The organism is Cellulomonas algicola, assembly GCF_003851725.1.
GTDB classification, from domain to species: domain Bacteria; phylum Actinomycetota; class Actinomycetes; order Actinomycetales; family Cellulomonadaceae; genus Cellulomonas; species Cellulomonas algicola.
Genome location: NZ_BHYL01000023.1, coordinates 1 through 8,274, shown reverse-complemented (window position 1 = coordinate 8,274; position 8,274 = coordinate 1). Strand labels below are relative to the sequence as shown.

General features: G+C 76.3%; 8 protein-coding genes. 3 read left to right on the top strand and 5 right to left on the bottom strand.

Translation table 11 applies throughout. The annotated features are described in order from the left end of the window. Nucleotides 1–281: 281 nt before the first annotated feature. Both CTKZ_RS01405 and CTKZ_RS01400 read left to right on the top strand, forming a co-directional pair. Nucleotides 282–671, top strand: coding sequence for a PadR family transcriptional regulator (locus CTKZ_RS01405; protein WP_200829605.1), 390 nt, complete (start codon nucleotides 282–284; stop codon nucleotides 669–671). Continuing rightward, on the top strand, nucleotides 668–1,171 hold the full coding sequence (locus tag CTKZ_RS01400; RefSeq protein ID WP_124341257.1) for a hypothetical protein: 504 nt from the start codon (nucleotides 668–670) through the stop codon (nucleotides 1,169–1,171). Before CTKZ_RS01405 ends, CTKZ_RS01400 begins: the two co-directional genes overlap by 4 nt. 42 nt (nucleotides 1,172–1,213) lie before the next feature. Here CTKZ_RS01400 and tsaD read toward each other — a convergent pair whose 3' ends face one another. Continuing rightward, nucleotides 1,214–2,266 (bottom strand): tRNA (adenosine(37)-N6)-threonylcarbamoyltransferase complex transferase subunit TsaD, encoded by a 1,053-nt coding sequence (gene tsaD, locus CTKZ_RS01395; protein ID WP_124341256.1) that lies wholly within the window; start codon nucleotides 2,264–2,266, stop codon nucleotides 1,214–1,216. An 87-nt stretch (nucleotides 2,267–2,353) separates the two neighbouring features. On the opposite strand from tsaD, the gene CTKZ_RS01390 reads away from it, so the two are divergent. Then, on the top strand, nucleotides 2,354–2,995 hold the full coding sequence (locus tag CTKZ_RS01390) for a malonic semialdehyde reductase (protein ID WP_124341255.1): 642 nt from the start codon (nucleotides 2,354–2,356) through the stop codon (nucleotides 2,993–2,995). Between the two features lie 86 nt (nucleotides 2,996–3,081). On the opposite strand, the gene CTKZ_RS01385 is transcribed toward CTKZ_RS01390, so the two are convergent. From CTKZ_RS01385 to CTKZ_RS21315, 4 genes are all read right to left on the bottom strand, one after another. Beyond that, nucleotides 3,082–4,332, bottom strand: coding sequence for a VWA domain-containing protein (locus CTKZ_RS01385; RefSeq protein ID WP_124341254.1), 1,251 nt, complete (start codon nucleotides 4,330–4,332; stop codon nucleotides 3,082–3,084). After that, nucleotides 4,329–6,758, bottom strand: a complete 2,430-nt coding sequence (locus tag CTKZ_RS01380; RefSeq protein ID WP_124341253.1) for a DUF5682 family protein — start codon at nucleotides 6,756–6,758, stop codon at nucleotides 4,329–4,331. The genes CTKZ_RS01385 and CTKZ_RS01380 overlap by 4 nt, the downstream gene beginning before the upstream one ends. Next, nucleotides 6,755–7,846: an ATP-binding protein gene (locus CTKZ_RS01375; protein ID WP_124341252.1), complete on the bottom strand. Its 1,092-nt coding sequence runs from the start codon at nucleotides 7,844–7,846 to the stop codon at nucleotides 6,755–6,757. Before CTKZ_RS01375 ends, CTKZ_RS01380 begins: the two co-directional genes overlap by 4 nt. Continuing rightward, nucleotides 7,843–8,274 (bottom strand): DUF5691 domain-containing protein (locus CTKZ_RS21315; RefSeq protein ID WP_200829604.1); only part of this gene is annotated, 432 nt, incomplete at its 5' end. The genes CTKZ_RS01375 and CTKZ_RS21315, both read right to left, overlap by 4 nt.

The window sequence follows — 8,274 nt, the reverse complement described above, 5'->3', positions numbered from 1 at the left end:
CCGACGAGGCCCGCGGCGAGGAGGAGCACGACCGCGGCGCGCCGACGGCGCCGGGCCTCGCGGTGGGCGACCGGGAGCGCGTGGGCGGGCGGGTGCGGGCGGTCCGGGCGGGTGTGGCGCGGTCCGGGGCGGGGGCGGTCGTGCGGGGGCATGGCGACTCCTGGGCTCGTGTCCAGTGGATCGGTCCGGACAAACCGTGTCAATCACCCAGAAACGGGTCGCGCGGGGGATGTCCATGCCCGCTACTTGTCATTGCCAACTAGCGGGCATAGCCTAGACCCGTGGACGACGACCGGGACCCCCAGCTCCTCAAGGGCGTGCTGCCGATGCTCGTGCTGGCGACGCTCGGCCGCGGCGAGTCGTACGGCTACGAGCTCGTCACGCGCCTCCAGGACGCCGGCCTCACGGACCTGGCCGCCGGGACGCTCTACCCCGTGCTCAACCGGCTCGAGCGCGAGGGGCGCGTGTCGTCGCGGCTCGTCGCGTCGTCGGCCGGCCCGGCGCGCAAGTACTACGTGCCGACCGAGGCCGGCACCGCCGAGCTCGCGCGCGCGCAGCGGTCCTGGCAGCGCCTCGCCGGCACCGTCGCACGCGTGCTCGACGCCGGCACCCCGACCGACCCCGGCGCCGCACCGGCGCCCACCGACGACCCTTCCCGGAGGACCCGATGACCACCCTCTCGCTCCGCGACCGCCTGGTCCGCGAGGCCTACCTCACGCGCTTCTCCTGGGCCGTCCAGGACCACCCTCAGGACCGCGCGCTGGTCCGCGACGTCCGCCGCGAGGTCACGGCCACCGCCGAGGAGATCGGCATGCGCGCGGCCGTCGCCGGACTGGGCCACCCGCGTGTGCTCGCCGAGGGCTACCTCGCCGAGCTCGGTCGGCGCACCCCGCGCTGGGCGACGGGCGGGGTGTGGGCCGGGCTCGCCGTGGGCGCCCTGGTCTACCTCGGCTTCGCGTACGCGCTCGGCACGCTCGACACGCTGCTCGACCTCGGTGGCGGCACGCTCACCCGGACGACGCTCGGCGCGACGACCGAGTACACCGCGACGGCCGACGTGCTGGGCGTGGAGACCTCGGTGTCGTGGCAGTGGCTGGTGCTGGGCGCGGGCGTGTTCGCCGTGACGTTCGTGCTCGGGTCGCGCGCGTGGCGCGCGTGGTCACCCGCCTGAGCGTGCCGGCGTCCGACCACGACCCGCTTGAGCGGGTCGCCGTCAGACCAGGACCTGCGTGAGCGGCATCGACGAGTCGACCGGCAGGTCCAGCGACGACGGCGGCAGGCCGCGGCGCACGACGGCCGAGCCGAGCGCCGCGATCATCGCGCCGTTGTCCGTGCAGTAGCGGATCGGGGGGATGCGCAGGTCGATCCCTGCCTCGGCGCAGCGCTTCGCGGCCATGTCGCGCAGCTGCGAGTTCGCGGAGAAGCCACCCCCGACGACGAGCGTCGAGACGCCGTGCACGCGGCACGCGGCGATCGTCTTGGCGGTGAGCACGTCCGCGACGGCCTCCGCGAACGACGCGGCGACGTCGGGCAGCGGGATCTCCTCCCCCGCGTCCTGCCGTGCCTCGACCCAGCGGGCCACGGCCGTCTTCAGCCCGGAGAACGAGAAGTCGGTCGCGTGCTTCGCCTGGTCCTTGGGCGCGGTCAGCCCGCGCGGGAAGCGGATCGCGTGCGGGTCGCCCTCCCGCGCGAGGCGGTCGATGTGCGGGCCGCCCGGGTACGGCAGGCCGAGGAGGCGGCCGACCTTGTCGAACGCCTCGCCGGCGGCGTCGTCGAGCGTCGAGCCGAGCTCGGTGACGTTGACCGTGTCGTCGATCAGCAGCAGGGACGAGTGGCCACCCGACACGACGAGCGCCATGACACGCTCCGGGAACGGGCCGTCGACGAGCTCGTCGACCACCGCGTGCCCGATGACGTGGTTCACGCCGTACAGCGGCTTGTCGAGCGCGAGCGCGAGCGCCTTCGCGGCGGAGGCGCCGACGGTGAGCGGCCCGACGAGGCCGGGGCCCGCGGTGACGGCGATCGCGTCGACCTCGCCGAGCGACACGTCGGCGGTCGCGAGCGCGCGCTCGATCGTCGGCACCATCGCGTCGAGGTGGGCGCGCGACGCGATCTCGGGGATGATCCCGCCGAACCGCGCGTGCTCGTCGACCGAGCTCGCGACCGCGTCCACCAGCAGGTCGTGGCCGCGGACGAGGGCGACGCCGGTCTCGTCGCAGGACGTCTCGATCCCGAGGACGAGGGGCTGGGCGCCGGTCGCAGACATGTGCCCCAGGATAGGTGGGCGGACGGTGTGAGCAGCGTCACGGCCGCGTCGTGGAATCCTGCGGCCTAGTTGATGATTCAACGACACATGACCACCGACACGACCGTCCTGGACGGCCTCGACTTCCCGACGCCCGACCTCGCCGTCACCGACGACGTGGCCGACCTCCTCTTCCGCGAGGCCCGCACCGTCGGCGCCTTCACCTCCGACGAGGTCACCGACGAGCAGATCGCCGCCGTGTACGACCTGGTCAAGTGGGGCCCCACCGCCCTCAACACCACGCCGCTGCGCCTGCTCGTCGTCCGCAGCCCCGAGGCTCGCTCCCGGCTCGCCGCGCACATGGCCGAGGGCAACCGCGAGCGCGTCCTCGCCGCCCCCGTCTCGATCGTGCTCGCCGCCGACCCCGGCTTCCACGCGCACCTGCCCGTCCTCGCGCCGCACATGGCCGCGCTCGCCGACGCGCTCGAGCCGCAGGTCGAGCAGCGCGAGCAGATGGCCCGCACCAACGCGCTCCTGCAGGCCGGGTACTTCATCGTCGGCCTGCGCGCCGCCGGCCTCGACGCCGGCCCCATGGGCGGCATGGACGCCGACGGGATCGACGCCGACCTCCTCGCCGGCACCGGCTGGCGCTCGCTGTTCGTCGTCAACGTCGGCCACCGCGAGGGCGAGGGCACGCACCACCCGCGCGCGCCGCGCCTCACCTACGCGCAGACCACGCGCACCGTCTGACACCCACCCGGGCGCCGGCGACGACCGTCGGCGCCCGGGTCCCGCACGTCACGCGCCCGACGAGCGTCGGCGCCCGGGCCCGGACCTCACCCCCGCGACGACGCCGCAGCCGCCGTCCGCTCGGCCCACGCGCCGACGTCGCCCTTCGCGAGCGCCACCGCGAGCAGCTCCGGGAACCGGTCGGGCGTGCACGCGAACGCCGGCACGCCCAGCGCCGCGAGCGCCGCCGCGTTGTCCCGGTCGTACGCGGGAGCACCCGAGTCCGACAGCGCCAGGAGCACGACGACCTGCACGCCCGACGCGGCCATCGACGCCACCCGGCGCAGCATCTCGTCGCGGATCCCACCCTCGTACAGGTCGCTGATCAGCACGAACAGCGTGTCCGCGGGACGCCGCACGAGAGACTGCGCGTACGCGATCGCACCGTTGATGTCGGTCCCGCCGCCCAGCTGCGTGCCGAACAGCACGTCCACCGGGTCGGCGAGCCGGTCCGTCAGGTCGACGACCGCGGTGTCGAACACCACGAGCGACGTCCGCAGCGCCCGCATCGACGCGAGCACCGCGCCGAACACCGACGCGTACACCACCGACTCCGCCATCGACCCCGACTGGTCGATCGCCAGGACCACGTCCCGCGCGACGACGTTCTGCGCGCGCGACCGACCCACCAGGCGCGCCGGGACGACCGTGCGGTGCTCGGGCAGGTAGTGGCGCAGGTTCGCGCGGATCGTCGCGTCCCAGTCGACGTCGCCCGGACGCGGCTTGTGCGTCCGGTCCCGTCGCAGCGCCCCCGCGACCGCCGACCGCGTCGCCGCGGCGATGCGCTTCTCGATCTCCGCGACGACCGTCGCGACCACGTGCCGTGCCGTCGCGCGCGTCTGCTCGGGCAGCGTGCGGTTCAGCGAGATCAGCGTCGACACGAGCGAGATGTCGGGCTGCACCGACGCCAGCAGCTCGGGCTCCAGCAGCAGGCGTCGCAGCCCCAACCGGTCCACGGCGTCACGCTGCATGACCTCGACGACCGACGTCGGGAAGTACGTGCGGATGTCGCCGAGCCACCGCGCGACGCGCGGTGCCGAACCGCCGAGGCCCGCCGACCGAGGGCCGGACGACGCGGTGCCGCGCGGACCCGGCCCGTCGCCGTCGTACAGCGCCGCGAGCGCCGCGTCCATCTCCGCCTCGTCCCGGCCGAGCGGCTCGGCCACACCCCCGGCCTCGCCCAGCACGAGCCGCCAGCGGCGCAGCCGCGTCGCCTCGTCGACCCGTGCCGGCCCGCCCGCGGCCTGCCCCGTCCCGTCGCCTACGTCGGCGGTGCCGTCGTCCGTGCCGTCGCTCATCGCGTCGCTCCCAGCAGCAGAGCCACCGTCCGGAGCGGACCGGCGGCGAGGTCCGCGTCGACGGCGACGGTGGTCGAGGCCGCCGGACCGCGTCCGCTGGCCGGGACCGCGACCGCCGCGTCGCCGACGTTGCGCCGCTCGGCCGGCGGCATCGCGCCGAACGTGCGACGCAGCAGCGGCAGGGCGTCGGTGAACGCGTCGGTCGGCAGCGTCGCGAGCCAGTCGTCCACGACGCCGAGCAGCGCGCGGTCGTGCGCGAGCAGCAGCCCGCCGCCCGCGAGGAACCCGTCGACCCACGCCGCCTGCGTGCGTGCGGGCGTGCCGTAGGACAGGTGCTGCCCCATCCGGGCCCGCACCTCGTCCGCGTCGAGCTCGCCCGCGTCGAGCAGCAGCCGCGTCGCACGGCCGGTGAGCGCTCCCGAGATGTCCGCCCGGTCCGCGACCGCGCGCAGCGTGCCGAGCCACGCGCGCAGGCCGTCGGGGTCGTCCCGCAGCCGGACGGCGGCGTGCGTCGCGTCGACCTGACCGCGCAGCGCCGACGCGGCCTCGTCGTCGAGGCCCGTGACCGCGGCCGCCAGGCCCGCGCAGATGCGCGCGAGGAGCGCGTCGGCGACGCGCGCGAGGTCCGCGGTGCCCGTGCCCCGCACGTCGGAGTAGCGGTGGGCGCGCACGAGCGGCGGCAGCGCGGCCATGAGGCGGCCGATGTCCCCGTCGTGCGCGGCCTGCTCGTCGACGCGGCCCAGCAGCGGCCCGGTCGCGGCCGCCAGGTCGGCCAGCAGCGCCACCTCCAGCAGACCCGTGAGCTCGCGCAGGTCGGCGTCCGCCGCCCGGTCCACGCACCGAGCGGTCGCCGCCGCCTCGACCGTCGTGCCCCACAGCGCCGCCTCGACGACCGCGACCGCGAGCTCGGGACGCCACACGAGCGACCACGCCTCCCGGAACGTGCCCGTGCTGCGCGAGCGCGCCTCGTCCGCCTGCCCCCACGGCACGCCCAGCAGCGTGAGCCGGTGCAGGAGCCGCGAGCGGGCGAGGTCGTGGTCGCGCCGCAGGTCCAGCTCGAGCGTCCGCGGGGCCGCCGAGAACGCGAGCCGCAGGCGGCGTGCGGTCGCCCGCAGGTCCGCGTCGAGGGGCACGGTCGGCACGTCGTCGCCGATCTCCCCCAGCCGCTCCCCCACGACGAGCTGCGCGGTCACGTGTGCGACGAGCGCGTCGTCGCCGTCGCACAGCACCGCGCGGGTCGCCTCGGTGACCTCGGCCAGACCGGGCAGGTGCCGCCCGCGCACGGTCGCGAGCGTCTCTGCGAGCCGGACCGCCTCGATGACGTGCGCCGACGACACGGGCAGGTCCTTCTCCCGGAGCGCCGCACCGACCTGCACGAGCCAGCTCGCGACGACGTCGCGGTCCGTGCGGAACAGGTGCTCGTACCACCCGGGCGAGGTGATGCCCGCGCCGTAGCCCGACGCGCGGGCGAGCCGCGACGACGTCCACGGCACCCACGTCAGCGTGACCTTCTTCTTCGCCAGCCCGGTCAGGAGCCGGGCGTCGCCGGCGGCGGGCGGCAGGGGCGTCGTGAGCGCGGGCGCGTGCCACGCGCCGCACACGACCGCGACCCGGCGGTGGCCTGCCTTGAGGGCCGCGCGCAGCTGTAGGCGCATGTGCGCCTCGCGGCGCGCCTCGTGCTCGTCGGCCTCGGGCGCGGCGGCGCGCAGCGCGGCCATGGCCTCGGTGATCACCGCGAACGGGGTGGGCCCGTCGGTGCGGGACTCCACGACGTCCTCCCACCAGCGCTCGGGGTCGTCGTAGCCCGCGGCGGCCGCCAGAGCGGCGACCGGGTCGCGGCGGACCGCGGCGGGCGACGTCGGGCCGTCGTCGGTCCACGGCACGACGCCGTCGGCCGCACCCGGCGCGTCGCGGTCGACGTCGGTCCGCTCCGCGTCGCCGCCGGTCCGCTCCCCGTCGCCGCCGGCGTCCGTCCGCTCCCCGTCGCCGCCGGCGTCCGTCCGCTCCCCGTCGCCGTCGCCGTCCTCGTGCTCGCCGTCCCCCTCGGGGTCGCCTGCGTGCTCCCCCGCGGCCGCGTCCTGCGCGGCCCGCGCCGCGAGGACCGCACCGGCCGGGAGGTCGACGAACCGCACCGGCACCCCGCGCGCGGTCGCCCACACGAGCGCCTGCCACTCGGGCGAGAACTCGGCGAACGGCCAGAACGACGAGGTCGCGGGGTCGTCGGCGACGGCCGCGAGCATCGCGACGGGCGGGACGAGCCGACCGCCCGCGGCGAACGGCACGAGGTGGTCGCAGTCCGCCGGGCCCTCGATGAGCACGACGTCGGGCTCGAGCGCGTCGAGGCCCGCGACGACGGCGCGCGCCGACCCCGGTCCGTGGTGCCGCACGCCCATGACCTCGACGCGCGCCTCGACGGTCTGCGTCACGCGGTGACCTCGCGGCACGCCCGGTAGAAGTCGGCCCAGTCCCGCCGCTCGCGCACGACGGCCTCGAGGTACTCGGTCCAGGCCACGGTGTCGGACGACGGGTCCTTGACGACGGCGCCGACGATCCCCGCGGCGACGTCGGCGGGCCGCAGGACGCCGTCGCCGAAGTGCGCGGCGAGCGCGAGGCCGCTCGTCACGACGGAGATCGCCTCGGCCGTCGACATGGTGCCGGACGGCGTCTTCACCGCGGTGCGCCCGTCCTCGGTCCGCCCGGAGCGCAGCTCGCGGAACACCGTCACCACGCGGGCGATCTCCTCCGCGGCAGCGGGGACCGGCGGCAGCTCGAGAGCACGGCCGAGCTGGGCGACACGGCGGGTGACGATGTCGACCTCCTCCGCGGCGGTCCCGGGCAGAGGCAGCACGACGGTGTTGAAGCGGCGCCGCAGCGCCGACGACAGCTCGTTGACGCCACGGTCGCGGTCGTTCGCGGTCGCGATGACGTTGAACCCCTTCGCGGCCTGCACCTCGGCACCGAGCTCGGGCACGGGCAGCGACTTCTCGGACAGGATCGTGATGAGCGCGTCCTGCACGTCGGACGGGATGCGCGTGAGCTCCTCGACGCGCGCGATCGACGCCTCGCGCATCGCGGTCATGACGGGCGACGGGACGACGGCCGCCTGCGTCGGCCCCTCGGCGAGCAGGCGCGCGTAGTTCCAGCCGTACCGGATCGCGTCCTCGCCGGTCCCGGAGGTGCCCTGCACGACGAGCGTCGACCGGCCGCTGACCGCGGCGGCCAGGTGCTCGCTGACCCAGGTCTTCGCGGTCCCGGGGACGCCGAGGAGCAGCAGCGCCCGGTCGGTCGCGAGCGTCGCGACGGCGACCTCGACGAGGCGACGCGGGCCCACGTACTTCGGGCTGACGACGGTCCCGTCGGCGAGCGTGCCCCCGAGCAGGTAGGTGACGACGGCCCAGGGCGACAGCCGCCACGCGGGCGGGCGGGGACGGTCGTCGACCGCGGCGAGCGCGGCGAGCTCGTCGGCGAACGCCTGCTCGGCGTGCGGGCGCAGCAGGTCGGCGGTGTCGGTCACGTGAGCTCCTCGAGGATCGTGCGGCGTTCGTGGACGAGGTCGGCCGCACGCGTGAGCGACGGCGCGACGTGAGGTCCGGCGCGGCCCGCGACGGCGCGGAGCAGGGCCTCGGTGCGCGCGGTGGGCTCGGCGTCGTGCCCCAGCCGGCGCAGGACGCCCGCGATGCCCCAGACGGCGCTCTGGCGGGCGGCCCACTCGGCGACGGCGACGGTGAGCGGCTCGGACCACGGTCCGCTCATCCCCTGCACGAGGCCTGCCACCGCCGCCTGTCCCGCGGAGGTCGCGCCGACCGTCGCCGTCACGGCGCGCACGACGTCGGCGCGGTCGCCGGGGTCGAGGACGGCACCGAGCGTCGCGGCCGCCTGCGCGGACCGCCCGGGGCTCGCGCGCAGCAGCGCACGCGCCCACCGCGGGTCGTGCTCGCGCTC

Excerpts from the sequence above, each read along its gene's own strand:
- CTKZ_RS01385 (WP_124341254.1), bottom strand. The coding sequence starts at position 4,332 with ATGAGCGACGGCACGGACGACGGCACCGCCGACGTAGGCGACGGGACG.
- CTKZ_RS01390 (WP_124341255.1), top strand. The coding sequence starts at position 2,354 with ATGACCACCGACACGACCGTCCTGGACGGCCTCGACTTCCCGACGCCC.
- tsaD (WP_124341256.1), bottom strand. The coding sequence starts at position 2,266 with ATGTCTGCGACCGGCGCCCAGCCCCTCGTCCTCGGGATCGAGACGTCC.
- CTKZ_RS01400 (WP_124341257.1), top strand. The coding sequence starts at position 668 with ATGACCACCCTCTCGCTCCGCGACCGCCTGGTCCGCGAGGCCTACCTC.